We start from the raw sequence: 25,071 nt of genomic DNA, 5'->3' as shown, positions 1-25,071 counted from the left end.
AAGGTGTATATAGTACATCCAATTAATAATTTAAATGAGGGATCAAAAAAATGATTAAAGAACAATTTCAAAATTCTTATAATTTGTTAAATAAGCATATAAAAGATATTGATGAAGAGAAAGCTATATTTCAACCGGACATAGTTAATAATAATATCAAATGGCAATTAGGTCATTTGATATTGCTAAATGATTTTTTAGTATTTGAAACTATTAATGAAGAAAAAGTTTTAGATCAACCTGCTACAAAATATTTTCTATGGGGAACATCACCTACAAATTTTGATGGGAATGAACCTTCTTTTAAGGAATTGAGATTATTATTAAATGAACAATTTAATAGAATTTTCAATGTGTTAGAAAATCAATTACAGAAAGATAGAAATGAGCCAATTATTCTTAAAGATGCAGATATCGTCATGGAAAATTTTAATGAATCAATTCATTTTGCTATTATCCATATGAATAGACACTTTGGTCAAATTGTATTATTAAAATCTATTATTAATAAATTAGATTAAAAGTTACCGTCCAACGTTTGGACGGTAACTATAGATATTTTATAATTTCTTTTTGAGTGGAAGGGTATAAATGACCGTATCGGGATGTAACTTGTTCTGTAGATGAATGTCCTAATCGTTGCGCTATTATCATTGGACTAGCACCATGATTCACTAACATTGACGCATGGCTATGTCTTAATTCATGTATCACAATACGTGGGAATGTTTCACCATCTGGCAATTTATCATCTAGTACTTTTAATGTACTTGTAAACCATCTATCAATAGTTGATTCACTATAAGCTTTAAAAAATGTACCAAATAATACATAGTTATCTTTATATATATTATTATCTTTATACCAAATTAAATATTTTTGTAAGTCGTCCATCATGTGAGTAGGTAGGCAAATATTACGTATGGCTTTTTTCGTTTTAGGGGCTGTCACTTCACCGTGATAGTCCGTTTTGTTTATATGGACATAATCATCGTTAAAGTTTACATCTCCCCATGTGAGTGCTCTAATTTCGCCCTTACGTGCACCACTGTAGAATAATAGTTTGAAGAATAACTTTTGTTGAATAGTAGATAATGCATCATAGAATTGATTAAATTGTTCTAACTTCCAGTAATTTAATCGTTTTTGTGTTTCAATTTCAAAATTGCCCACTAATGATGCAACATTTTGCTTTAAATCATGATACTTCATAGCATGATTTAATATAGACACTAAAAATACATGCATCTTCTTTAAATAATCTCCAGAATGTTCTTCTTTCATTTTCTTATTCTGAAACTTCATCACATCTTGTGTAGTCACATGTTGAAAACGTCCATTGATTTAAAATAGGGTATCAAATGATTATTCGCATGTGTTTTAAGTGATTTTAAACTTGATGCCTTACGTCGTGCAGAATACCAATCAATGTATTCTTCTACTAATTTATCAAATGGTAATTTATTAATTTTACCTATACCTTCGGTTTTTAATAATAGGGAGCTTTTTTATTTATATAAAGAAACTAGTTTAGCTAAAGTGGATTTGAAAGATATTGTGGAGATAAAATAAAAAGGGCATAGTTAAACGCCCATGTAAAAATATATTAAATAGAATTATCAGTCATATAATCCAAGATAACTATCGGTGAACTCTTCTGATGATATTTCTCCATTGTCTCTTTGTTATTGCAATTCTGCTGCTTTATTCTGGATTTCATCATACTCTTCACGAGAATATCCTTGATTTTCCATTTCTTCATAGTTTGCTTCTTCTTGGTCTTTTTGTTTAACTATACATTGCGTGAAGAAATGTGTAACAAATTTTTAGATAATGGAGAAAAATTAAATTTTCCACTACCTAAATGGGGAGATTTCAGTTCAAATAAAATCGACAAAATTTGTATCCCCATAATTGATGGTGTTGAACCTGATTATAAATATGGAAATATTGATAATTTTTATAAGCATAATCAAAACATTTTTGATGAAACAAAACATAATATAATGGAAGAAATGAAAAAATAAATAATTCGTATGATAATATGCAATATAAAAGCAGAAAAGATTTAAAAGAACAATTTAATAACTTGTTTGATGAAAGTTAACTATATGCTGTATCAATTTTGATGTTAGAGTGAAATTAATCAGTTAAAATAGTGTATTGAAGTATAAAAAACATTTTAAAAATAAAGAGTGCACAAATTCATCTTGTTTTTGCAATTTTAACATTTTACACTGAATGAATAATGTAACGTAATCATTGATATGACAATATTTATAGCGACTTTTAAATGTATACATAAATGGTATAATGAACTCCCGCCGTCTCCATTTTACAAGGCTTAACCATAGTGGTTGAGCCTTTTTTGTTTTTGTTCCCCCAGTATTACCCCATATAAAAAACACAATCGCTATTTAGATTGTGCTTTTAACAGATTATTCTTTTCGGCTATTAATATATTTATTCAACTTTGACCAATTCATTTTCAAAGCATTAAATAAATATATTAATATAGCGATAGATAACATTAAAGAAATTATAATTGATATTTGAGACTCAAAATTAATAAATAAATTGAAGAGTAGGATTGCTCCTATTAAAAGCATGCTTAAAAATTTAATAGGAAGTTACTTAGAAAAAAAGTAAGCATTGTTGTTTTGTGAGATTTATATGTAAATACATTAGAAACGTCGAAATGTTGAATATTACTATTAAAGTAATATTCTAATTTTGTATTACTAATATCTTCTGAATTTTGTATTACTAATATCTTCTGAATTTTATATTACTAATATCTTCTGAATTTTATATTACTAATATCTTCTGAATTTTATATTACTAATATCTTCTGAATTTTTTATGATTCTTATATCACTTTGGGGAGAATCTATTGTGCAAATATAAAGTCTTTTACCACTATTGTTATAATTTTCTATATAATAACAATCTTTATTTGAATAAGATGAAAGAAAAAATATATAGTGGAAAATATTATGATAAAAAGTGAGATTTTGGTGAAATACATAAGTCTCTCTTTAGGGTTATTAAGTACATTATCTATTTTCTCAGTATTATAGTGTGTTAAATCTAAAGAAATTAATACAATAAAATATGAATGTAGAGAGAACCAAGAGTCATATGTAAATTCTAATATAGAAAATCATAGAGGGGATTTAACTACTGCGCGTAAAAGTTTATTCAATAACAGATTAGTGCATTTAATGTTAATCCTATTGGAAGAGCTATTGATCCTAAATCCATGGTGCAAAATGTTGTAATTAGACACTTATGGGATGTTGAAAATAAGGTGAGAAATAAACGGTAGTGAATAGCAAATATATATTTTGATGCATTAGGAGGTGAGAATATGAACTATGGAGAAAATCGAGAATATAAATCTATGGGACGTGGAGAAGTAAGAACAAGTCATGAAATATTGAGCGAAATTCAACTAAGATATTTAGAAAAAGAACTTCGCAAATTACAGTTTAAAGAGCTTAAAAAGGGAAGATTCTTTCTTAATTCTTCTTTGTTTAGAAACAAATGAGTCGTTAAAGCAAAAAATTGAAGAGTTAGTTAAATGGAAGTATAGATTATTCAATTTTAGAATAGTATATGTGCAATTACGATATAGTATGGTAGATTCTTATAAGAGCGAATTCATAATTAGTCGAACTCCAATATATGAACTTAGAATCGACTGTAAAAAGTATTGCAAAGGTATTTAACATCTGTGGTATAAAACTGCAATGGTCAACCAAATTGTCGTGCTGGGATAACAAGAAGTATACAGATGAAGTCATAGCTGATGTTATAGGTGTAAATGAATTAACACTAGGACATGCTAGAGAATTAATATTGAAGCGTGTGGCAAAGGCAGTAGAATATATATGAAGTAGGAAAAGGTACTGGAAAAGATTTTATATTAAACTATCACAGGACAATAGATAATAGTAATATTGAAGATGTCATGTTCTTTAACGAGTTAGAGGCTCTTATTAGTAGAGTAGCAACTGAAACGGAATATAATTTTTTATTACTTAGTGATGTGTTAGTTTTGAGAAAGTTGGAAGTATATTTGGTGTTATGGAACTGAGGGACTAAGCAGATGTATAATCGCTTGTTGGATAAATTGGCAAAATAAGTTTTAGACAGGCACTTTTGTATTTACACTATTTTTTATGAAATTTAAAGTATAGGTTGATAAAAATTCACTTTTATTTATAATTGATATATATTATCAATTAGAGAATAGGGATGATAAATTGAGAAAAATTCTAATTATGGCATTATGTTGTTTTATTATTTTAAGTGCTTGTTCGAGCAACACTGACAAATCACAGAATGCTTCGAAAGAGACAAAAGACTATAAGCTAGAAAATGGTAAAACTATAAAAGTACCTAAAAATCCTAAGAAAGTTGCTGTTTTAACAGCATTTTATGTTGGTGATTTTATAGAATTAGGAATTAAACCAGTAGCTGTATCTGATATAATTAAAGATTCTTCAATATTAAAGCCTTACTTAAAAGATACTAAATTAGTAGGAGAAGGAAATATTGAACAGGTTGCTAAAGTAAAACCAGATTTGATTATAGTTGATTCAATGGATAAAAATATTAAAAAGTATCAAAAAATTGCACCAACTGTCCCTTATACATATACAAAATATGATCATAAAGAAATTTTAAAGGAAATTGGTAAGTTAATAAATAAAGAAAACAAGGCAAATAGTTGGATTGAAAAATGGAACAGAGAAACTGCAAAAGATAAAAAAGAAATACAAAGTAAAGTCGGTAATTCAACCGCATCAGTATTTGAGCCAGACGGTAAAGATATTTATATATATAACAGTACATGGGGGCGAGGGTTAGATATTGTGCATGACGCGTTTGGCATGCCTATGACTAAAAAATATAAAGAAAAACTAAATGAAGATAATAAAGGATATTCCTCAATTTCCAAAGAAGAAGTAGAGGAATATGCGGGAGATTATATTCTGTTAAGTAAACCATCTAACGGTAAGTTTGACTTTGAAGAATCAGCTACATGGAATAACTTGGATGCCGTACAAAATGATAGAGTAATTTCATATAAGGCAGAAGATTATTGGTTTACAGACCCATTAACACTAGAAAAGTTAAGACTGAAATTGAAAAAACAAATATTGAGTGAATAACTTGTAACCTAATGAATATTACAATTCTCACTTCCCTCAATAATGCTATATTCATAATAATTCGATCAAGACTCCTCTTTACAAGGTGTCTTTTTTGTATTACTTTTATGTAGATAATTTCTTATTATTTTCCAATTAAATTTTCAATTATTTTTCAGCCATGCTAGTGGGTGGTTTTTTGTATTAAAATATATGAATACTTTAACTATTTGTGTTTATAGATATTTTAAGTGGATAATTAATAGAATCTCCAAAGTAAATTATATTTTTTCGTTCAAATATGCTAATGATTGATACCATCCAGCTTCCAACTGGGTGGTTGTTTTTATTTATCTATTGCAATTTCTATTGAGAATTGTTATCATTTAATCACTATCTAAATGCATTGCAGTTTAGATAGTCTTTATTAAATTGATACTCTGGGCTTTCAGTTACTGTTTGGGCATTTGCTCTGACTACTCCTATATAATGATTTGTATGCACCCATCAATTTGATGGGTGTTTTATTTTAAAAAGTTACTTGATACTGATAACTTTCAACGAAATAGAATTTTATGATTATTTGGTGGCACTTCGTTGGCATCCTTTTTAATTATGCTCATGAATAATCTGCACCGACTCTAATCGTTTGTTCTCTTAAATCGTAAGACCTTTCAGCTACTCTTTGGGGTGGTTATTTTTCATGTTTGAAAGAATTCTTACAGGGAATAAACTTCCTTAGAGACTCCGATCCCGTATCATAGATCTCCTATTATTTAAGTTGCTTAACTATTTATAATAGGTGATATTTATGTTCGCATTTACGTTCTGCCTATTTCCTTTTTAGTATGTTTTGTATATTATATATTTAATTATAATAAGAGGTGAAGAATTATGACAAAGATTGCAGGGATAGTATCATCAATTGGTATTTCACCCACCAGTTGGTAGGTGTTTTTTTTATCTGCAAAACTAGCTGCTGAAAAAATGCCTTTTACAATGTTTTGACAAGAAACATTAATTTTACAAACCAATAAAATAATATGTTAGGCAGCCTAAAAAAATACTATCTTTTTTGTTTAATTAAAAAAATCATTTTTAGAAACGTTAAAATAATCTCCTAAAATTTCTGTATTCTTTCTATAATTGAACCGTATGCATTTTCTCAATTCCAAATTTGGCAAAATCTAATTTCAGTGTTATATATCTTGTTTAAAGTAACTGCCAAGTTGGAAATGATTAACTTATTTTTTCTCTTAATTCTTTTAGCAACTCCAAAAGTATTATCTACTATTAAATAGTGTTATATATATTATAATATATTGTTTCTCTTATTTTGAATATAAATGAAAAGACAGTATTAACTAAAGATATTTTGAAATATATTATAGGATAACTTAAAATTGTTTTGCTGTGTGTTTTAATGGGAATCTATAATTGTAATCATTTTAGGAGGTAATATTAATGAAAATAAAAAGCCTAGCAACTCTAACTTTATCAGCATTATTGTTAACTGCATGTGGAAATGGATCATCAGAAAGTGATACTAAATCAGGTGGTTCAAATAAGGAAGGTAATAATAATGTTATTGCATTAAATAAGATAAAAACAAGTCCAGAGGATGCAATGAAGAAAGCTCAAGATGTATATAGCGGTCAAAATTTAAAAGGTATTTCTTATGAAAAAAGTAATGGAGAATGGTCTTATAAAATTGAGCAACAAAAATCAGGGGAAGAATCTGAAGTAATTATTTCAGATAAAAATAAAAAAGTTTTAAATAAAGAAACTGAAAAAGAAGATTCAGTTAATAAAAACGATGAATTTAAATATAATGATGCTATCAGTTATAAAGAGGCAATTAAAAAAGGACAAAAAGAATTTGATGGAGATATTAAAGAATGGTCACTATCTGAAGATGACGGCAAGTTAGTATATGACATGGATTTACAAAAAGATAAAACTAAACATGAAATAACAGTTGATGCTAAAAGTGGAAAAGTATTAAATAACGAAGAAGATAATTAAAATAATCCCCTACCTAAATTAATAGATGGGGATTCAATAAACAGATACTAAAATAGTGTGCACACAATTAAATGTGAATGTGGTAGATGATGCATGTGTAAATAAAAAATATATTTACTGTTTGATTTAATTTAAGTATTCAACTAATTTAAGAGATGGTTGGTTATACTCTTTTCGAGGTGTCTATTTTTTTAAACATTATAAATAAATGTGAAATTCTGAATATTTGTGTACATGAATATTTTAAGTGAGTACTTTTATAATAGAGTTTCCAATGTATATTGTATTTTTAATTTTTAAATCTACTTATGGTTGATCGCATCTAGCCACATATTGGGAAGTTGTTTTTATGAAAAAGCAAGGTAATAAGTGAGTTCTATTCTAGTTTCATCTAATTTATATATATAATGAGTGTATGGGTCTTTAGTGTGTTCGTACCATTTTCCACTAGATTTACAAACACAGCGTATAATTGTATTGCAGTAATTATGAAAGGAGTGATTGCCAATATATTCAAAGTTTAATTTTTGAATATACTTAAATCTTAGATTTAACTCGTTTTTAACAATTAAAGCTTTTTTATAACTCTTTTCTTTCATAGATGCTTCTACTATTTCTAATAAATTATCTAAATCCTCTAACATTTCTTTTTCAGATAATTTTTCTTCTATCATATAAACCACCACTTAATAATATTTATACGCTTGAATTAAATAGAAGCGCACATTATGCTATTATCAAAGTTATAAGTGTATTATTACACTTTAGCAAATTTAATGTCTTTATGTTTAAATTATCTAAATATGCAAAAGCCAACCTCTATTAGGTGGACTTCTTTGTTAAAATAGTTTTGAAATGATTTGATAACTTTTCTAATGAGGATGGATTCGAATATGTTGCATTATCTTTTGAATAGTAATAAACGTGTCTGTTTTTATAAGCTTTTTGGTTCTTCCATAATTCAGATTTTGTGAATTCATTGGTTTCGACTTTACCTGAATCAGTTGGAATTAGGACGTAATCCGCGGCGTATTTATTGTATTTTTCATACGGAATCTTTTTAAAGCCATTTTTTGCTAAGCCATCTTTTGCACCTTTAGGAAAAGAGAATTTATATTCTTGATAAATGATTGGTGTTCCTCTACCAAAGTTTTCTCCGAAAATTGACAGTTGTTTTGGTTGTATTTCCATAACTGTAAATGTTTTATTGTTACCAATTTTTTGTTCGATAGCTTGTCCATCATGATGTAATTGATTTTCTAAATCTTTAATTTGATCTTTTGCTTTTTGTTCTTCGCCTAAAATTTCACCAATTGCTAAATGCATTTCTTTATATGAGTAATCTGTGTATTTTATAGGAATTGTCGGAGCTATTTTTTTATACTTTTTGATTTTGGTGTTAACATCGTAAGTTAAAATTAAATCGGGTTTTAATTTTGCTACGCTTTCTAAATCTTCTGAACCAACACGTTTAGAGCCTTTTTCATTTACATACTTTGATTTTGGAAAGTCGGCATCGATACCAACAGGTGTTACACCTAAGTCTTTGAAGTTTCCACCATTTGAGGTTAATACGACAATACGTTTTGGATTTTTGGGGATCTTAATTTTATCCCCTGATTTTGTTTCAAATGTTTTTGTTTCTTTAGAATATGATGACTTGTCTTGGCCACATCCAGTGAGTACCAGTAATAAAGCTATAAATAATACGATGTTTTTCTTCAATAAAATCATTCCTTTTAATTTTTAACTAATTATGAACTAATTGATATTAATTATCAATAGCGAAAGAGAAAGCACCAAAATGAATAGGTGGATTTTTTACATAGGTTAGAAAAATTTATTTGGAACATTAAACGAACAACTATACGCATATTCATGTCTCGATGTAGTACAAAGCGAATGTTAGAATAGAAAATGTTTACGAATATTTTGTGAAATAAAAATTGTGATTTGTGATAATTTTACATAGAATGTTCATAAGTGATAGGGGTTTGTTTCAAATGATTAAGGTTGCATATACTGAAAAAGCCAAAAAGGTAAGTGAAAGCACAGAAAAAATACAATGATATACTATCGTAATATATCTCAATCTCAGGTGTTTTTGTAGCGATACTAATGACGGTTTTTGGCGGTATTAAAGCCTTTTCTTCTATATATAAAGATAAATCACTTACCCTAGAAGACTCTTTAATGATAGCTTGTATTGATTTTATGGGGAATTTGCTTTTGATTTTTATACTGCTAAACGGTATAGCGAAACTTACAGGTAAAAATATAGATAAGTAGTGAAGGAAGATGGTTTAAGAGGCACCCGACACTTATTAATAGTTTCATTATACTTAGTACTATAATTGCATTTATTCTTGTATTAAAAATAGTTAAAATACCGTCCATATTTATTGATAATAGCTGGTTGTGGTTAGTTCCAATCTTATATCCAGTAGTAATGTTTTGTATCTTTAATAAAAAATCAACATAAAAACATCTGCCAAATGGCGGGTGTTTTTTAATAATAAATTCAGTTGTTTTAGATTTTATTATTTATCTCGAAATATTATTGCCGGTTTAATTGGTTCTGCAATTGGTAGTAAACTATTAGGTACATGGGGACCAGTTTTAGGTGGTGTACCAATTCTGCCTGCGTTAATTGGGGCAATTGTTTTAATTTTAATTGTTTCAATTGTAATGAAAGCTATTCGAAAATAAAATGTTTGTGAGGTAGGCACTTATGTGCTTTCCCTATTTTTTAATTTAAATTATAGTTTACAATCAATATTCAATGTTGTACTATTATCTAGCGCACCTTAGGGTGTTGCTAGATAGAGTGGGTCTAATACATACCCTAGGGTGTGCATCCAGACAAACTCTCTAAAGCCACCTTTAGGGGTGGTTATTTTGATGAATACAAAAATCGTCATGCAAATGGACGATATTTTAAATCCTTTATTACAATTCGTTGTAAAAAGTAAGTGCAAGTGTTACTGTTGAATAAGAGATAGGCACTTACCTATTTCTACCATCTACTAATCCTTTAGTTAGCTATTTTTAAATTCGCTTTAGAAAGCGAATAAGTATCTACTGTTTAACCAACAAGTTTGATAAGTTTATCAAACGTGCGTTTTTACTATAAAAGAAATGTTCCCCTTATTATATTAAGAGGGGGCATTTTTCATTTTCAAGTGTTGTATTTACTTTTGTGTTGAACTAAATATACATGTGCAAATAAGAAATAACTATTATTACCTATCTAACTACTACACATTTCATTGGATGGTTGTTTTAAATTTATATGATACAATTTCATTGTTTCCTGGATGGGGGAACTTCCTTAATATTTTGGGCAGCCGTTAAATCGACTGTCTTTTTTGTGTTTAATTATAATTTAAGCGAGGTAGAGTATGCTTACATGCATTTTTTCATATTTACATTACCTTTATATATAAATTCACCCAAGCATGTCACTGGGTGGTTATTATTTGCATTAATAAAAATATATGAATGCATAAAAATTAACTTAAGAAACAAGGAGACTTCTATATAAAAGTAAACTATAATAAAAATGTTATAATTATTATATTAAATATGGAGGTTATACTATGTTTGAACAAGGTTTTAACACAATACCATACATACTTGATAATGCCATGAAAATATTAAGTTGGATTGGCTCTATGGCTTTAGATACACTTAATGAATTTTTGAAAGCACTAGGTTATTAATTGTATATTTATAGTTAAAAACAAATTATAGATTATGTGAGTACTTTCTTATATAGAGGGGTACTTTTTTTGTTTGATTAATGGTTAAGTGGCAAGCCTTTATGTCACTACCCGAACAATACGAACAACTAGAACAATACATACAAGACCAAAATAAGATTGATAGACCGTCATTAAGTAATCACCAATTGAATGATTTAAAAGATAAGTTAATATTCAAAATGTATCACGACCCAACTATTGAAATACGTTATTTTGTAGAAGGATATATTAAAACTAAAGAAGGTTACATTGACAAAGTAGATGTTCACACACAAACACTACATTTATATGAAGAATCTGGTGTTAGTCAAACTGTGATTTCTACATTAAGAAATGGGAATCGTGGTATAGACAATTTAACATTAAAGACAACAGAAAAGCTATACAAATATGCAAAAGCCCACCTGAATGAATAGGTGGGTATTTCGTTATTTAGATTTTCTGTTTAAAACTTCCGAGCCTGCAACTCCTATAATCATAATGAGTAATGGAAGAATAGAATAGAGGATATCATTATTAAGAAATCCAATATCATTACCGCTTGTTTTGACATAAACAAACAAGCCAAACTTGATTAAAAGTAACAATAATCCGATTACCACTAGAGCGTCAAAACATTTTTTTATTTTAGGGTATTTCAATCCTTTATTACTTGAATATTTATATTTCACGAAAAATCACTCCTTTTATGTTTATAGTATATATTTAAATAATTCATTATAAACAAAATGGTTTTGAATATATAATAAAAAGTGTGATATATATATATAATGTGTTTTTAATTTTAGAGCATTCTATTTATAAAAGCCACCTAAATGAATAGGTGGGTATTTTATGTATCAAATACGTGTCATTTTTAGTTATATTTCTTTAATTTTAGTTAGAAACAAAATGTTGTTATTTAGCGTATTTAAGCCGTTTTAATATGAATTAGAAAGTTAAAATTTTCCCGTCGTCTCCATATATGGAAAGCCTATGACTTAAATGGTCATAGTCTTTTTATTTTGTTTTCCCAATATTGTCCCAGTTTTGCCCCATTGTATAAAAAAGACACCACCTAAAATAGGCAGTGTGATTATTAAATAATGCTTGATAAAGTGAGTATTTTCAAATCAAAATTTAGCTGATAAGTTTAAATCATGTATGTAGCTATGAACTTCTTGTCTATCTAAATATAATGTTCCCAGTATTGAGAATTTTTGATTATTTAATAATTTTACTAATGATATCTCATTGGTAGATAAATATAAATTAAAATCATATCTACTATTATTAATAATATTCCAATCATTAACTTTCATTATTTATCATCCTTACAAATATTTTATTATTTCTTTTTGTGTACTAGGGTGTTATTAATAAAAAGGTATACTCCCTTCAAGAACAGATAAACGAAAATTATTATTTAAATGTTAGTCATACTGTGTGTGATGAAATGAGTGATGTTATATCGGTCACATACCCTTTAGAAAAATTAGTTATTTGGATTATACAAAAACAAGATGATTTAGATCGTTTTAAAAAGAATAGTCTTAAGCGACTGAATTTATTGAAACAAATTGTTAGTGGATATACAAAGCAGGAGCAAAAAGAAGTGATGGACTATATGCGTTCTAACGGACGTATAAAAGCATATGAGACGATTGATTTTTATATGAATTTAAGTATTCTAACCGTGCTGATGGTGCTAGGAAGCACAGAAAAGCGACTGTTGTGTGAGGATTGTAATAACTATATGAATTATGATAAAGCTACTGTAAAAGCATTGATACCAATATGATTTAATTGATCAATAAATTTACTATATTGGTACTCAATAAACTTTATCAATGAAGATTGTTTGTCTAATAGCGTTCCATCTAAATCAAATAAAATTGCTTCTATCATAATATAAAACTCCTTAATAATTATTATTTGAATATTCCATCAATTGAAATAATGATATCATAAATTAAGAAAATTTTTGAAATAAGAAGGAATAAAATATGAGTGTTTACTTAGAAAATATGAACCAACAAACTTTCAAAGCCTTTTATGAGGAAAGTATAATTGAATATGCAGCAGAGAACGTTAAAAGCGGCGATTGGAAGGAAGAAAATTCAATTGAAAGAGCGCGTGCAGAATTTGAAAAGTTACTGCCAGAAGTTTTAAATACAAGTAATCAATATTTACTATCTGTGGTATATAATAATGAAGATATAGGTTACCTATGGTTACATATATTTGATGTTAAAGAAGAAAATAAATGTTTTATATATGATATTCACATTAAAAATACATTTAGAGGACAAGGTTTAGGTACAAAAACAATGAAACGTATAGAAGAATATTGCAAGGATAAAGATGTAGAAACTATTGGTTTGCATGTATTTGGACACAATAAGCGAGCTGTATCTTTATATAATAAAATGGGATTTGAAACTACAAATTATCGTATGGAGAAAAAATTGAAATTATATAAATAGGAAAGGATTTTTAAAATTGATTCAATCTATAAACCACGTTACTTATTCAGTATCAGATATTAAGACATCTATTGCTTTCTATAAAGATATATTAAAAGCTGAAATTTTAGTAGAGAGTGACAAGACGGTTTATTTTACATTAGGTGGTCTGTGGATAGCGCTTAATGAAGAAAAAGACATACCTAGAAATGAAATTCAATACTCATATACGCATATGGCGTTTACAATTGATGAAAGTGAATTTGAAGAATGGTATCAGTGGTTAAAAGATAACAATGTTAATATATTAGAAGGACGTAATAGAGATATAAGAGATAAACAATCAATATACTTCACTGATCCAGATGGCCACAAGTTAGAATTACATACTTGTACATTACAAGATAGATTAAACTATTATAAAGAAGAAAAGCCACATATGAAATTTTATATATAAGTAGGTACTTAAATTAAATCACTATCTTCATAATTAAAGAAGCTCTGCTAAGTTAAATTAAGTTAACTGAAATAATGAAAAACCCACTACTATACTAATAAGAAGTGAGTTGAAATTTTAAAGATGAAAACATACTTAAGATTGTAACCAAAGAATAATAGGATTTAAAAAATCCGTTACAATTTTTTGAAAATAATAAAAGTGAGTGAAAAAAGTCAAAATAATAATAAGAAAAGCTAGAGTGAGATAGGAAAGGGTTTGACTTATTTTATTTTTATAGAGCGAAGAAATAGTATGTAAAATAACATTTTTCTTAAATCGTTAAATAGTATTACATAAATAAATAGTATTGCTAAAAACCTTAATATTAAAATAAATGAAATTACACTAGGAAAATTAAGCTGGTTGAATTTAGTACAGTGGTCTTTATCATTTCAATTATGGATTCGAAAAAGTTTGAAAAACTACTGAAATATAATTTATCAAATTTGTTTTCTAAATTTGAAATAACATTAGGATTCATGAATAAAGTGCTAAGTAATATTAGTGTAAGTGAAGTATATTTTAAGAAATAATAAAAATAACTTATTTTAATAATAGAGGGGGTATTTTTTTGTTCATTTATAATAACGAATTTTCTGTTGAATTCATGAGATGATAATATGAAAGTAATAAATCCAGATGCACAAGTTAAAATAAAAAAATGAAGGTCAATTTAAAGTTGTTATGAACAATAATGCAAAAATATATATTGATAGTAACGGCAAAGCTAAAATTATTAATGAAAAAACAAATAAATGAGAATTACTAACTTCAATCGAAAACATAGAAGGTGGAGTAGGGAAATGTATTTTAGGCACTGGCGGTGACCTTATTGGAGGTGCTTGAGGCGGTACAGCTACTGGTGTTGGTTATAGAGCTATCACTGCTACACAGTTGGAGTAGGCGTTGGTTCTGCAATAGGAGCAGAAGCAAGCTGTTTTGATTAATAAATTAAATGTAGTAATAACTATTATTATAATAGCTGTAATTTTTAACAATATTTTTGGCTTGCCGTCATTGAGTATAATTTTACTGTTTATATTATTACTGATAAGTTATAAATAAAAAATAAGTATTTTGTGTGCGAAAAAAATTGTGTTACCCTAAATTGTAACTATTTGCGCTTCAATTGTGTAACGCTTATTAAAAGAGTAAGGATTAAAAAGGCTTAATGACAGTATTTTTATACCATTTGAAACTTACATATACAGTAGAAATATACTCCTGACTTCTTCATACAGGGGAGGAGCTAGGACTTAAATATCTCTAGCTAAAAAATAAACACCAATTTCTATATAATTTCAATAGAAATCGATGTTTATTTTTTAGTTAGAGATATTTATGTACAGGACGCTTTTAATATAACTGTTGTTAATCATCGATTATATAAAAATTTTGATATTTTTAGTTTACTATAATTGATTTTGTTTTATTTTCAAATACTTTCTTATATTCAAAGTTTTAGATAATTGATCAGAAATTATTAAACCTAGAGCAATAGAACCAGCAATAAGTATAGTTCTAATAAATGTATTGCTTGCATCAGTGAAATTTAGTGTTACAAGTTGCTGCATAGCTCTAAAAGCCAAGCTTCCTGGGACTAAAGGAATAATACCTGGAATCATAAAAACAACAACAGGAGATTTGAGTAATCTACTCATTATATGGCTGATTAAACCTAAGGTTAAACTTCCTAATAAACTGGTGTAGATGCTATCCATTTGAAACCATGTGTTTAATGTGAAATTAACTATATAACCTAGTGCACCAGCCAAGCCAGCTGCAAAAAATAGTTTTTTTGGGGCGTCATATATTAAGGCAAAAAAATAAGAAGCTGTAAAACTAAAAAATAAAGTGTAAATAAAAGTCATAATATCGCCCTCCTAAAAAATCAAATAAGCAATTGAAATCCCTGAGCCAATAGCAAAAGCAATTACCAAAGCTTCTAAAAATTTTGCTGTAAACATTAACATATGTCTGCTGAATAAATCCTGTATAGCAGTAGTAATTAAGACTCCAGGAACAATAGGCATAATAGAAGCAATCATTGCTGGGCCAATTGTCTCATTTGTATTAAATAGTTTTGCGCTTAATAAAATGATAAAACCTAATATAAAAGAAGCAACCAATTCGGGTATAAACATTGTTGGTGACCTGCTTTGCATCCACTCAACAATAAAAAAACCAACAGAGCCAGCAATAAATGTAGGAATAATATTATGCCAATCACCACCATGTAAATATAAAAAGCTAAGTGAAATAAATCCAGCCGCAATAAGTTTTTTCCATAAAGCGATGGTTAAAGTCGTATGTTCAATATTGGTCAAAAGATTATAAGCTTGATGAATTGAAATACTATTATTGGTTAGTTGACGTGAAATAGAGTTAACTCGAAAAATTTTAAGTAGGTTTGTTGCGTTTTTATTGATTCGAACAATACGTGTATCGTGACTTTCACTAAGAGAAAAATTTATGAAGTTATTTATAACGTATCCTTGACTATTATTATAGCCCATACAGAGAGCCATTCGTTTCATCGTATCTTCTACACGTGAAATTTCAGCACCTGAAGATAGTAATATTTTACTGGCAATTAAAATAACACTCATAGTTATTTTATCTTGAGAACTATTCAATATTCTGTACCTCCAAATCAATAATAATGAAGTTATTTTAATACTAATTTGTTCAAACGAAAGTAAATAAAATATTGCTAAAAAATAACGCAACAAAATTTTATTTTGAAATTATTTATGATATGTAACATTATTTCTAATCAATGTATCTTCTAATGTTCTTAGTTTATCTAACGAAGTTTCGGATGTACGTTTTCCTAATTCTAAGACTAAAGCGTCTATAAGGGCGATAATTGGTACTATTGAAAAATGATCTTTGCTAACGGACAACTTCAATGTTACTGAAGCATATTCTATAATTGGAGAAGAATCATAATCTGTAATTAACAATACGTCATTCCCTTGAGTCTTTGTTTCTTTTACCGCGTTAATGACTGAATATGTGTAGGGTTCAAACGCAAATACGATAAGAATATCTCTGGCAGCCATTTTAGTTATTTTATCAAGTGTTGCATCTGTATCACCACTTAGTTGATGGACATTTAAATAGAATTCATTTAATAAGTGTTCAAGGTATAAAGCAGTTGATTTGTAAGGTCTAGTTCCTAGAATACTTACACTTGTCGCTTGTTCAATATATTGAACTGCTATATCAAAGTTAGTAATTAAATCAGTTTTCAATGATTGGTTTAATAAATCTACGCTTTTATCCCATACGTTAGTCAAAGTATTGGTCTTCAGGTTTTCACTATGGATAAAAGCATTTTTTAAAGAGAATTTAGTATTAATAGGTAGAGCTTCATTGTAAATATCTTTTCTAAAATCATTAAAGTTTTTATAATCCAAAGCATTAATGGTTCTCATAACTGTAGAAATACCCACATCTGCTTTATTTGAGAGTTCCTTAATAGTTGTAAGGCCTAAATCTTCAAAATTTTTAAGTATATAATTACATAGCTTTTGTTGTTTTTTAGGTAAAGTACTTTTTCTATTTACAAGTTTTTCTTTTAAAGATAATGTTTTTCTTTTCATTAAGAATCCTCCCCTCCCGATTATAATTCTTATTTTAATTAATAATAACAGAAGAATTACAGTAATCAAATAACAATATGAGAATGAAAAAATTCCCTTTTTAATTTAAAAGGTTTACATTTATTCATTTTTGGTGTTAAAATTCAAATCAATAAGATTAAGGAGGCAATTAAATGTTGAATTTTGATATTAAAGATTTGAAACCAAAGGTACAAGATTTTTTAAGTAAAGAAATTCCATTATATATAAATGGAAATTACACTCAATCAGTAAATAACAATACTTTTGAAGTAATCGATCCTTCAACAGAAGATATTGTTGCAAATGTATGTGAAGCTGGTGAAAAAGATATAGATATAGCAGTTGAAGCTGCGAGGGCAGCTTTTGATAATGGTTCTTGGACAAAAATGGAAGCGCATACAAGGTCGAATATTATATATGAATTTGCTCGATTATTGAAAGAAAATAGGGAAGAACTTGCCGAGTTAGAAGCCATTGATAGTGGTAAACCTTATGAAGTAGCTTTAGCAGACGATATAGATGGTACAATTCAACAATTTGAATATTATGCTGGTTTTGCGACAAAAATATCTGGTAAAACAACGCAAATATCAAATGATTTAGTTAGCTATACTTTACATGAACCAGTAGGGGTTGTTGGTCAAATTATACCTTGGAATTTTCCATTGTTAATGGCTGCTTGGAAATTAGGTGCAGCGTTAGCAGTAGGTTGTACCGTTGTAATTAAACCAGCAACAGAAACTCCATTATCACTACTTTATGCGGCTGATTTATTTAAACAAGCTGGTTTTCCAGATGGCGTAGTTAATATAGTACCAGGTCCAGGGCATATTGCTGGCGAATTTCTTGTTAATCATGAAAAAGTAGATAAGATAGCGTTTACTGGATCAACAGATGTTGGAAAAAATGTAATGAAAGGAGCAGCAGATCAAATTAAAAATATTACATTAGAATTAGGTGGGAAATCTCCTGCCATACTGTTAAAAGATGCTGATTTAGATGAAGCTATTGATGGTGCTTTTGATGGAACAATGTATAACCAAGGACAAAACTGCAGTGCTTGTACAAGAATTTATGTACACCGTGATATATATGATGAGGTTATTGAGGGATTAAAAACAAGAGCTGAAAATGTAAAAGTAGGTCCGAGTATGGAACATTCATCAGATATGGGGCCACTTATTTCTAAGAGACAGCAAGATAAAGTTATTGATTATATTAATAAAGGCAATGAAGAAGGAGCAAGATTAATTTTCGGCGGTAGTAAAGTAAACAAACAAGGTTATTATGTAGAACCTACTATTTTTGCAGATGTCGAAGATGATATGACAATTGCAAGAGAAGAAATCTTTGGCCCTGTAATGGCAGTATTTGTATTTGATGAAATTGATGAAGTTATAGATAGAGCAAATGATAGTGAATATGGGTTAGCTTCAAGTGTGTGGACACAGAATCTAAAAAATGGCCACTATATTTCTAAAAAACTTAAAGCAGGAACGGTTTGGATTAACACAGTTGGTCTTGAATTAGAGACAATGCCTTTTGGTGGCTATAAACAGTCTGGTATTGGTAGAGAAATGGGTGGTGAATATGGATTACAAAGTTATACAGAAGTCAAAAGTGTAATGATTAATATTGATTAAATAAAAAAATAAATGGAGGATTCATTATGTATAAACCATATGGAATGATTGCAGCGTTACCAACACCAATGTTAGAAAACGGAGATATTGATTATGATTCATTTGGTAATTTAATTGAACATGTAATTGCTGGGGGTCTTCAAGGCGTACTTGTCGGGGGGAGTACTGGCGAGTATTCATTAATGACTACAGAAGAGCGAAAACAAATTATAGAATTTGTAACTTTAAAAGTGAATCGCAGAGTACAAGTTATGGCTGGAACAGGATGTCATCGAACATCAGACACAATTGAATTAACGCAATTTTCAGAAAGTGTAGGTGTTGATTCTGCCTTAGTTATAAATCCATATTATATGGTTACAAGCGACGAAGGTATTGTAGAACATTATAAAAAAGTAGCAGAAAATACGAGTGTTGGGATTGTTATTTATCATTATCCAGAAGCTACTGGTGTTGAACTTGCACCAGAGCTTATCCATGAAATTAGTAAAATTGATAGAGTGGTAGGCATTAAAAATACTGCAGATGGCGTGCACACTTCCAAAGTACTTGATTTAGTTAAAGATGACCCTGATTTTTCATTATTAAATGGTTTTGAAAATTTATTTCTACCTTCATTAGCAATTGGTGCACAAGGTGCTATAGGTTTAGTAGATAATTTAGTTCCAGATAAAATTGCTCGCTTATACCAGCTTGTGCAAGATAATAACATTCAAGAAGCAATAGAATTAAATAAAAAATTACTACCTTTGTATAATTTATTAGAAGAAGAAACAGTGCCTGGCACAGTAAAAGCAGGATTAAAAGTATTAGGCATTTCTGGAACAACATGTCGTTTACCATTAAAACCAGCCACTCAAGCATTTGAAGAAAAAATGAAATTAGTATTGGATGAAATAAATAATAGTTAAATTAGAGGTGATCAATATGAAAGACGTAATTATTATCGGAGGCGGCCTAGCTGGTCTTTCAGCAGCTTGGCGCCTCAAAAACCACAACATATTATTACTAGAATCATCAAATCGTGTAGGCGGTCGTGTAATGTCAGAAAGACGAGGTAACTATTGGTTGAACTGGGGCGGTCACGTTTATGCCGGAGAAGGATCAGCCACAGATGAATTATTAAAATCTGTAGGTGTTAAATCTACGCCTGTACCTGGAACATTATCTGCTATGCATCTAAATGGAAAGCTATTATTGGGCGGAAGAGTAGAACTTTATCCATTCAGAGCACCGATGTCTTGGAAATCAAGATTTGCAATGTTAACTGCTGGCGCAAAAGTTAGGTTGGCAGTTATGAAGTATAGTAGAGTTGCGAAAAAACGTCCTTTAGAAGAACCTAGTGTTCAACAACAACGTATTTTAGATTTTATGAATAATAAAACTTTTTCTGAATTTACTGGTAAATTACCTACAGATGCGGATGCTATCTTTCGACCTACAGTAAGTCGCTCTACAGGCGACCCAGAACAAATATCAGCTGGCGCAGGTGTTGGCTACTTTGATATGATTTGGAGCAAAGAGGGTGGACTCTCAAAAAATATAATAGGAGGACCTTCAACTTTAACCAACACAATAGCATCTACATTAAAACATCAAATTGAACTTGAAACAGAAGTTCTAGAAGTAATTCATAACCAAGATTTTGTGACAGTTCGTTATATTAAAAATGGTAAAGAAATTACTGAAACAGCACGCTATGTAGTTCTAGCAACTCCTGCGCCTATAACTAGAAAAATAACTAAGAATCTTAGTAATGAACTTGATAACGCATTAAGTAAAATTAAATATGGTCCTCATGTGAGTGCTTCTTTTTTAACAAATGAAAGTGGAAAACAAGTATGGGATGATGTATATGCTTTTGCAACACCAAAAAAATCATTTGATGTTTTGATTCATAATTCTAATGTGAATCATGCTTCAGAGAAAAAAAGAGAACAAGGTAGTAGTTTTATGACTTTTTCTCCAGCAAACAGGGGGAAAATGTTAATAGATAAATCAGAAGAAGAAATTTTAGAAATTTATTTAAACGACTTAGAGGACATGTTCCCAGGATTTAGAAATTATGTTGTAGAAGGGCATGTTAATAAATTTCCATATGGTTCAGCATATGTCTACCCAGGTCGTGCTAAGATTCAACCTATTTTAACTAAACCTGAAGGAAGATTATATTTAGCTGGAGATTATTTAGGAACGCTCTACACTGAGACTGCAATTCAGACCGGGTTTACAGCAGCACAGAATATTAATAGCTTATTAGAATTTAATGAAATTAAAGAAAATAATGAATTTCGATCTATTTTGTAAGCGCTTACTATAGTTTGAGATAACTTTACAGATAAAGTAGGTTAGAAACACTAAATACAACCAATTTTGATTTATTTTATCCTATAAGAATTTTTGTGATTTATAAAATGGACAAAAGAAGTTTGATTTAACTACTTCTAGTTATTATTGTAATTTGATTTTAGCATTAGTTGGCAAAACACCAACTTGATTTCAATTATTTTTATAATTTGTAGGATAAAATATACTGAAAAATTATCTGTTTGAATATGAAAGTAAATATTGTTATCAAATAAAAACTTGAATTGCAGTTATTATTTGATAACAAGATTATTTTACAAACAATCCAAAAAGGGGATGTTATGGGGAATGAGCAAAGATAATAAAGCGGCCTTTAAGGTGGCCTTAGCTTATCTAAGTTTTATTGTAGGCGCCGGTTTTACGACCGGTCAAGAGTTGCTTCAATTCTTTGTTAACCATGGTAATTATGCTTATATAGCTGTAATTCTTACAGGCATTATTGTCACTTTTGCAACACGACAAACTTCGAAGATTGGCTATGTTTTAGATGCAAACACTTATGAAATATCGTTAAATAATATTTTTGGAAAATTTATTGGGCGTATATTAGATTATCTAACTATATTTTTCTTGTTAGGGCTAACTGTAGTTATGATAGCAGGTGGTGGCTCAGCCTTATATCAAGGATTTGACCTACCAATTTGGGCTGGATCGTTAGCAATAGTTATCTTACTATTCATCGTATTACAACTTAAATTTAATGGAATTATGGTAGTATTAAGCGTGGTAACTCCATTTCTTGTAATAGCAGTGTTAATCATCGCAGGATACAACATTATTAATCCAACAATTCCTTTTTCAGAAGTAAATAAATACATTCAACCTTCGCAAACTTCTAGTTCTTTTTGGTGGTGGGATGCCCTTGTATATGGTGGGTTGATTATTGGTAATAGTTTTGGTTTTTTAACCATTATCGGTTGTGATTCAATTAGTCACAAAGCAGCTCGTAGGGGATCTTTTTATGGTGGTTTATCATTCAGCGTTTTATTATTAATTATGACTAGTGGTTTATTAGCAAATATACAAAAAGCAAATAGTGTTGATATACCAACTTTGTTATTGGCAAATGATATACATCCATTAGTTAGCGTATTTATGTCAGCAGTTATGATTGGTGTTATATTTAACGGTTGTGTTGGTATGTTATATACATTTTTAAATAGGTTTACCAAGCCCAAAAGTAAACAGTATGTTGTATTACTTAGTATTTCATTAGTCGTCTCATTTTTACTTAGTTTTATTGGTTTTGTTGATTTAGTGAACTTCGTTTTCAAAACATTTGGTTATATTGGTTTATTTATTAGCGCAACCTTATTAGTAAGATGGGTTTATAATAAATTTTCAAAAACAAGATTGATGTAATGAAAAGAATTTATCAACATTGATTTTAATAAGTTCAGATAGCAATTTTAAAATATGATTGTAGGTTATTAGTGTTAGAGAGTTTACAAGCACTGTTTTAATTCTAGTCGATATCGATTGCCAAGTATCTAGATTAAGAGCTAACCCTGCACAAACATTTTCTCAAATAATTGTTAAATCTAACCGATTATTTATCTTTGATAAGGGATATTCTGAATTTATAGCAAATAGAAGCGACCTGTGACTGAATCAATTAGGTGAAAATTCACATTTAGTTAACAAACTTACACAAATTGAAATTGATAAAAGAGATTTAATAGTAAATATTTCGAATTCTGACTCAATAAAATATTTGAGAACGCTAACAGAACAACCGAAATTTATAGAATTTAAAGTTGTACTATTAACGATAAATCCTATAAATATAACGAGTGATATTGTAAATTATATTGTAGAAAACATAAGTAAATAGAAAAGATGATTTTGAAAAGTTACTATTGGATAATTTGTTTGGTAAACTTAACAAACATTTTCGAGGTTAAACTTCTTAATATAAAGTTAAGAAGTTTTTAATTATATATCGATAATTAGCGCTATCTTAAATGTTCAGAATAATTTTATTGAAATATTACGTTTTGGGTTAATTGTTGATATTATCAATACATTAATAAGTTATATTTGTTCATAGTTAATCAAAGATTATTCTATAATTATTGCTATGTGAATAAATAAATATGAGTTTACTATATTTATAATAATAGATAATTTATTAAGGAGAGAATTATATGCCCAATTTAAAAAATAAAGTAGTACTAATAACTGTCGCTAATAGAGGACAAGGTAAATCAATTACAGAACACCTAGACTTTCTTGGGGCAAAAATAGCTGTAGGGTCACGTAATTTCCAAGATGCTATTAGTGTTTCGCAGAGTTTAACAAATAAATCTATCCCTATTAAGTTAGATATAACTAAGGAAGAAGATTGGAAAAAAGCTGTGAATACTATTTTAGAGGAATTTGGACAAATAGATATATTAGTTAATAATGCTGGTGTTTACCAACGTCAGTCTTTTTTAGAGAGCACATTGGAGGAATATGAAAAGTTAATAAATGTTAACCAAATAGGCACTTTTTTAGGAATGAAAAATGTAGCTAATCAAATGAAAAATCAAGAACAAGGTTCTATTATAAATATAGTTTCTATATCTTCTTTCTCTCCTATTAATAAATCTTCTTTATATGCTTCAACAAAAGCTGCCGTGACAACTATGTCTAAAGCAGCAGCTATAGAATTAGGCGATTATGGCATACGCGTTAATATGGTACACCCTGGTGGCGTCGATACAGGAATGTTTTCGGAAAGTAAAGGCGGAAACTCTTTTTATGATTCCATACCTCTTCAAAGAATTGGAAAGCCAATAGATACAGCAAAAGCGATTGCTTTTTTTGCTTCTGATGAAAGTTCATATTGTACGGGAACAGAACTAGTCGTAGATGGAGGAATGACTTTAGGTACGGATGCTTAATTAAACTAATAATTTTTTATTATTTTAATTACTAATTCATATAGTACATAAGTGATGATTTTGTATCAAAACAATATTTTTATTTAACTATACTTATTTAGATGGTAATAACGTTTATGATATTAGTGAAAAGAGTAAAGTTAAATTTGAATTACCATCTATATCTGATGTCTTATACCCCAAAAAACAGGCTATAGTGATTTCGATTATATAAATTGGGATAAGGTAAACAATTTTTCCAGAAGTTAGTTGTATAGTCATTAAGAAAAACATCAGGTGTTAAGTGATTAATATTAAATTAGTCTATTAATTGTGCATAAACTTTATCTTTCCAAACGTATCCATTTTTATCTAATTCTATAAATTTATTTTTGAAAGTAATCATTTCAATATGTTTTAAGTAATTAATGAATTTGTCATACTGGTCATCGATAAAATTATTTAATGAGCTTTCTCTATCTAAAACTGTTCCATCTAAATCAAATAAAATTGCTTTTAAAATAAATATTCATTATTAAACAAACCACCCAATTATGTGGCACTGAACCCCTAAAGTGGGAATTTAATAAAAACACTATGTTCTAGGCTGCTAATTCCCTGTATTTTACAGGGGCTAAGTAGCCTAGTTTTTGTTGAATTCGATTACTATTATA

At 28.8% G+C, this 25,071-nt stretch carries 26 protein-coding genes and 1 pseudogene; 18 read left to right on the top strand and 9 right to left on the bottom strand.

Features of this window, described 5'->3' with window-relative positions; translation table 11 throughout:
* Positions 1-50: 50 nt before the first annotated feature.
* Entirely contained in the window at positions 51-521 is a 471-nt protein-coding gene (locus tag ACSUE0_RS07460) for a DinB family protein (protein ID WP_436956812.1), read from the top strand.
* A 28-nt stretch (positions 522-549) separates the two neighbouring features.
* On the opposite strand, the pseudogene ACSUE0_RS07455 reads toward ACSUE0_RS07460, so the two are convergent.
* Positions 550-1,487 (bottom strand): annotated as a pseudogene (locus ACSUE0_RS07455) (tyrosine-type recombinase/integrase); the annotation flags it as partial.
* Between the two features lie 297 nt (positions 1,488-1,784).
* Here ACSUE0_RS07455 and ACSUE0_RS07450 point away from each other — a divergent pair.
* From ACSUE0_RS07450 to ACSUE0_RS07430, 5 genes are all read left to right on the top strand, one after another.
* Positions 1,785-2,027 carry a hypothetical protein gene (locus tag ACSUE0_RS07450; protein ID WP_436956810.1) on the top strand — a complete coding sequence of 81 codons (243 nt, stop codon included), beginning with the start codon at positions 1,785-1,787 and terminating at the stop codon, positions 2,025-2,027.
* A 1,343-nt stretch (positions 2,028-3,370) separates the two neighbouring features.
* The gene (locus ACSUE0_RS07445; RefSeq protein ID WP_119615251.1) at positions 3,371-3,550 is read left to right on the top strand and encodes a hypothetical protein; all 180 of its coding nucleotides are present in this window, start codon (positions 3,371-3,373) and stop codon (positions 3,548-3,550) included.
* Between the two features lie 137 nt (positions 3,551-3,687).
* Positions 3,688-3,897: a hypothetical protein gene (locus tag ACSUE0_RS07440; protein WP_436956808.1), complete on the top strand. Its 210-nt coding sequence runs from the start codon at positions 3,688-3,690 to the stop codon at positions 3,895-3,897.
* Between the two features lie 371 nt (positions 3,898-4,268).
* Entirely contained in the window at positions 4,269-5,180 is a 912-nt protein-coding gene (locus ACSUE0_RS07435; RefSeq protein WP_436956806.1) for an iron-hydroxamate ABC transporter substrate-binding protein, read from the top strand.
* 1,443 nt (positions 5,181-6,623) lie between these two features.
* Positions 6,624-7,184: a PepSY domain-containing protein gene (locus ACSUE0_RS07430; RefSeq protein ID WP_119615221.1), complete on the top strand. Its 561-nt coding sequence runs from the start codon at positions 6,624-6,626 to the stop codon at positions 7,182-7,184.
* Between the two features lie 347 nt (positions 7,185-7,531).
* Here ACSUE0_RS07430 and ACSUE0_RS07425 read toward each other — a convergent pair whose 3' ends face one another.
* Complete coding sequence (locus ACSUE0_RS07425; protein WP_436956804.1) at positions 7,532-7,858, bottom strand: hypothetical protein; 327 nt, start codon at positions 7,856-7,858, stop codon at positions 7,532-7,534.
* Positions 7,859-8,006: 148 nt separating this feature from the next.
* Positions 8,007-8,909, bottom strand: coding sequence for an ABC transporter substrate-binding protein (locus ACSUE0_RS07420; RefSeq protein ID WP_436956802.1), 903 nt, complete (start codon positions 8,907-8,909; stop codon positions 8,007-8,009).
* A gap of 393 nt (positions 8,910-9,302) precedes the next feature.
* On the opposite strand from ACSUE0_RS07420, the gene ACSUE0_RS07415 reads away from it, so the two are divergent.
* The 4 genes from ACSUE0_RS07415 (at position 9,303) to ACSUE0_RS07400 (ending at position 11,364) form a co-directional block, all read left to right on the top strand.
* Positions 9,303-9,473, top strand: a complete 171-nt coding sequence (locus ACSUE0_RS07415; RefSeq protein WP_436956800.1) for a hypothetical protein — start codon at positions 9,303-9,305, stop codon at positions 9,471-9,473.
* Between the two features lie 213 nt (positions 9,474-9,686).
* On the top strand, positions 9,687-9,893 hold the full coding sequence (locus ACSUE0_RS07410) for a GlsB/YeaQ/YmgE family stress response membrane protein (RefSeq protein ID WP_436956798.1): 207 nt from the start codon (positions 9,687-9,689) through the stop codon (positions 9,891-9,893).
* 890 nt (positions 9,894-10,783) lie between these two features.
* Positions 10,784-10,906 carry a hypothetical protein gene (locus tag ACSUE0_RS07405; protein WP_436956796.1) on the top strand — a complete coding sequence of 41 codons (123 nt, stop codon included), beginning with the start codon at positions 10,784-10,786 and terminating at the stop codon, positions 10,904-10,906.
* 80 nt (positions 10,907-10,986) lie between these two features.
* The gene (locus ACSUE0_RS07400) at positions 10,987-11,364 is read left to right on the top strand and encodes a YolD-like family protein (RefSeq protein WP_436956794.1); all 378 of its coding nucleotides are present in this window, start codon (positions 10,987-10,989) and stop codon (positions 11,362-11,364) included.
* 12 nt (positions 11,365-11,376) lie between these two features.
* On the opposite strand, the gene ACSUE0_RS07395 is transcribed toward ACSUE0_RS07400, so the two are convergent.
* Positions 11,377-11,619 (bottom strand): hypothetical protein, encoded by a 243-nt coding sequence (locus tag ACSUE0_RS07395; RefSeq protein WP_119615015.1) that lies wholly within the window; start codon positions 11,617-11,619, stop codon positions 11,377-11,379.
* 764 nt (positions 11,620-12,383) lie between these two features.
* On the opposite strand from ACSUE0_RS07395, the gene ACSUE0_RS07390 reads away from it, so the two are divergent.
* On the top strand, positions 12,384-12,728 hold the full coding sequence (locus ACSUE0_RS07390; protein ID WP_436956792.1) for a hypothetical protein: 345 nt from the start codon (positions 12,384-12,386) through the stop codon (positions 12,726-12,728).
* On the opposite strand, the gene ACSUE0_RS07385 is transcribed toward ACSUE0_RS07390, so the two are convergent.
* Positions 12,689-12,835: a hypothetical protein gene (locus ACSUE0_RS07385; protein WP_436956790.1), complete on the bottom strand. Its 147-nt coding sequence runs from the start codon at positions 12,833-12,835 to the stop codon at positions 12,689-12,691. The two genes, ACSUE0_RS07390 and ACSUE0_RS07385, sit on opposite strands and share 40 nt — an antisense overlap.
* A 98-nt stretch (positions 12,836-12,933) precedes the next feature.
* Between ACSUE0_RS07385 and ACSUE0_RS07380 the strand changes: the two genes are divergently transcribed.
* Positions 12,934-13,413, top strand: a complete 480-nt coding sequence (locus tag ACSUE0_RS07380; RefSeq protein WP_436956788.1) for a GNAT family N-acetyltransferase — start codon at positions 12,934-12,936, stop codon at positions 13,411-13,413.
* A 16-nt stretch (positions 13,414-13,429) separates the two neighbouring features.
* Complete coding sequence (gene fosB, locus ACSUE0_RS07375) at positions 13,430-13,849, top strand: FosB/FosD family fosfomycin resistance bacillithiol transferase (protein ID WP_436956786.1); 420 nt, start codon at positions 13,430-13,432, stop codon at positions 13,847-13,849.
* A gap of 1,454 nt (positions 13,850-15,303) precedes the next feature.
* On the opposite strand, the gene ACSUE0_RS07370 is transcribed toward fosB, so the two are convergent.
* From ACSUE0_RS07370 to ACSUE0_RS07360, 3 genes are all read right to left on the bottom strand, one after another.
* Positions 15,304-15,762, bottom strand: coding sequence for a threonine/serine exporter family protein (locus tag ACSUE0_RS07370; RefSeq protein ID WP_017722440.1), 459 nt, complete (start codon positions 15,760-15,762; stop codon positions 15,304-15,306).
* A gap of 12 nt (positions 15,763-15,774) precedes the next feature.
* Positions 15,775-16,527: a threonine/serine exporter family protein gene (locus ACSUE0_RS07365; RefSeq protein ID WP_436956784.1), complete on the bottom strand. Its 753-nt coding sequence runs from the start codon at positions 16,525-16,527 to the stop codon at positions 15,775-15,777.
* Positions 16,528-16,638: 111 nt separating this feature from the next.
* On the bottom strand, positions 16,639-17,499 hold the full coding sequence (locus ACSUE0_RS07360; protein ID WP_436956782.1) for a MurR/RpiR family transcriptional regulator: 861 nt from the start codon (positions 17,497-17,499) through the stop codon (positions 16,639-16,641).
* Positions 17,500-17,672: 173 nt separating this feature from the next.
* Here ACSUE0_RS07360 and ACSUE0_RS07355 point away from each other — a divergent pair, with 173 nt between their 5' ends.
* From ACSUE0_RS07355 to ACSUE0_RS07335, 5 genes are all read left to right on the top strand, one after another.
* Positions 17,673-19,163, top strand: coding sequence for an aldehyde dehydrogenase family protein (locus tag ACSUE0_RS07355; protein ID WP_436956781.1), 1,491 nt, complete (start codon positions 17,673-17,675; stop codon positions 19,161-19,163).
* A gap of 26 nt (positions 19,164-19,189) precedes the next feature.
* A complete protein-coding gene (dapA, locus tag ACSUE0_RS07350; protein ID WP_436956779.1) occupies positions 19,190-20,074 on the top strand; it encodes a 4-hydroxy-tetrahydrodipicolinate synthase in 885 nt (294 codons plus the stop codon).
* Positions 20,075-20,090: 16 nt separating this feature from the next.
* On the top strand, positions 20,091-21,470 hold the full coding sequence (locus ACSUE0_RS07345) for a flavin monoamine oxidase family protein (protein ID WP_436956777.1): 1,380 nt from the start codon (positions 20,091-20,093) through the stop codon (positions 21,468-21,470).
* Positions 21,471-21,818: 348 nt separating this feature from the next.
* Positions 21,819-22,892, top strand: coding sequence for a YkvI family membrane protein (locus tag ACSUE0_RS07340; RefSeq protein WP_436956775.1), 1,074 nt, complete (start codon positions 21,819-21,821; stop codon positions 22,890-22,892).
* Positions 22,893-23,677: 785 nt separating this feature from the next.
* The gene (locus tag ACSUE0_RS07335; RefSeq protein WP_436956773.1) at positions 23,678-24,418 is read left to right on the top strand and encodes an SDR family NAD(P)-dependent oxidoreductase; all 741 of its coding nucleotides are present in this window, start codon (positions 23,678-23,680) and stop codon (positions 24,416-24,418) included.
* Positions 24,419-24,999: 581 nt separating this feature from the next.
* On the opposite strand, the gene ACSUE0_RS07330 is transcribed toward ACSUE0_RS07335, so the two are convergent.
* On the bottom strand, positions 25,000-25,071 hold a 72-nt coding region (locus ACSUE0_RS07330), incomplete at its 5' end, for an IS3 family transposase (protein WP_436957057.1).

This window comes from Staphylococcus sp. AS1337, assembly GCF_051408735.1.
In the GTDB taxonomy this organism is placed as follows: Bacteria; Bacillota; Bacilli; order Staphylococcales; family Staphylococcaceae; genus Staphylococcus; species Staphylococcus xylosus_B.
The sequence above is the reverse complement of the archived record's forward strand: the minus strand, read 5'-3'. Positions and strand labels throughout refer to the sequence as shown.

Bases quoted from the DNA above. Each gene is read 5' to 3' on its own strand.
- ACSUE0_RS07460 (WP_436956812.1), top strand. From the start codon at position 51: ATGATTAAAGAACAATTTCAAAATTCTTATAATTTGTTAAATAAGCAT.
- ACSUE0_RS07445 (WP_119615251.1), top strand. From the start codon at position 3,371: ATGAACTATGGAGAAAATCGAGAATATAAATCTATGGGACGTGGAGAA.
- ACSUE0_RS07440 (WP_436956808.1), top strand. From the start codon at position 3,688: ATGAACTTAGAATCGACTGTAAAAAGTATTGCAAAGGTATTTAACATC.
- ACSUE0_RS07430 (WP_119615221.1), top strand. From the start codon at position 6,624: ATGAAAATAAAAAGCCTAGCAACTCTAACTTTATCAGCATTATTGTTA.
- ACSUE0_RS07425 (WP_436956804.1), bottom strand. From the start codon at position 7,858: ATGATAGAAGAAAAATTATCTGAAAAAGAAATGTTAGAGGATTTAGAT.
- ACSUE0_RS07415 (WP_436956800.1), top strand. From the start codon at position 9,303: ATGACGGTTTTTGGCGGTATTAAAGCCTTTTCTTCTATATATAAAGAT.
- ACSUE0_RS07405 (WP_436956796.1), top strand. From the start codon at position 10,784: ATGTTTGAACAAGGTTTTAACACAATACCATACATACTTGATAATGCC.
- ACSUE0_RS07400 (WP_436956794.1), top strand. From the start codon at position 10,987: ATGGTTAAGTGGCAAGCCTTTATGTCACTACCCGAACAATACGAACAA.
- ACSUE0_RS07390 (WP_436956792.1), top strand. From the start codon at position 12,384: ATGAGTGATGTTATATCGGTCACATACCCTTTAGAAAAATTAGTTATT.
- ACSUE0_RS07385 (WP_436956790.1), bottom strand. From the start codon at position 12,835: ATGATAGAAGCAATTTTATTTGATTTAGATGGAACGCTATTAGACAAA.
- ACSUE0_RS07380 (WP_436956788.1), top strand. From the start codon at position 12,934: ATGAGTGTTTACTTAGAAAATATGAACCAACAAACTTTCAAAGCCTTT.
- ACSUE0_RS07370 (WP_017722440.1), bottom strand. From the start codon at position 15,762: ATGACTTTTATTTACACTTTATTTTTTAGTTTTACAGCTTCTTATTTT.
- ACSUE0_RS07360 (WP_436956782.1), bottom strand. From the start codon at position 17,499: ATGAAAAGAAAAACATTATCTTTAAAAGAAAAACTTGTAAATAGAAAA.
- ACSUE0_RS07355 (WP_436956781.1), top strand. From the start codon at position 17,673: ATGTTGAATTTTGATATTAAAGATTTGAAACCAAAGGTACAAGATTTT.
- dapA (WP_436956779.1), top strand. From the start codon at position 19,190: ATGTATAAACCATATGGAATGATTGCAGCGTTACCAACACCAATGTTA.
- ACSUE0_RS07345 (WP_436956777.1), top strand. From the start codon at position 20,091: ATGAAAGACGTAATTATTATCGGAGGCGGCCTAGCTGGTCTTTCAGCA.
- ACSUE0_RS07340 (WP_436956775.1), top strand. From the start codon at position 21,819: ATGAGCAAAGATAATAAAGCGGCCTTTAAGGTGGCCTTAGCTTATCTA.
- ACSUE0_RS07335 (WP_436956773.1), top strand. From the start codon at position 23,678: ATGCCCAATTTAAAAAATAAAGTAGTACTAATAACTGTCGCTAATAGA.